This is a genomic window from Chitinophaga agrisoli, assembly GCF_008386695.1.
Classification (GTDB): domain Bacteria; phylum Bacteroidota; class Bacteroidia; order Chitinophagales; family Chitinophagaceae; genus Chitinophaga; species Chitinophaga agrisoli.
This window is the reverse complement of the sequence record NZ_VUOC01000090.1, coordinates 1-474: the sequence shown is the minus strand read 5'-3', so window position 1 is coordinate 474 and position 474 is coordinate 1. Positions and strand designations below refer to the sequence as shown.

The following is a 474-nucleotide window of genomic DNA, read 5'->3' as shown; positions in this document are numbered from 1 at the left end:
GTAAAGGAGGGCTGTATACATTGTAGGGATAAACTTAAAGTAGACGGTAAATTACCTGTTGATGCAGTGATTGCATTGAAGGATTTTCATCATTTAAAATTTAAATATACTTTTGATGTTAAAAACCCAAATTGTGTGTATTTGCCCGAGAGTGGATATATGAAGTATGATGAATTACTCACCCTGTTGAAGCAGATATTTAGGACTAATAGGGAAACTGAGAATTACAAGTTTGCGGATCGTGTGGCTAGATGTAATGAAGTTGTTAGTGGACAGCCGTCTTTGGTGAGTAGTGTTCACAATTTGGAGTCGCTGTGGAATGATGCTATAGCTAGGCGAAGGAACGCTGTTAATTTGGTAACGAATTCGACGTTGAGTTCTATAGCGAAGGGATTTGCTAGAAAAATCAATGAAAATTGGAAGGAATGCAAGCATGTTGTATTTAAAAAGATTTATACCACTTTGAAGCCGGAT

At 36.9% G+C, this 474-nt stretch carries 1 protein-coding gene; it reads left to right on the top strand.

Annotated features, from left to right (window positions below; genetic code table 11):
* The coding region (locus F0L74_RS34675; RefSeq protein ID WP_213087179.1) for a hypothetical protein at positions 1–474 on the top strand (474 nt) is incomplete at both ends.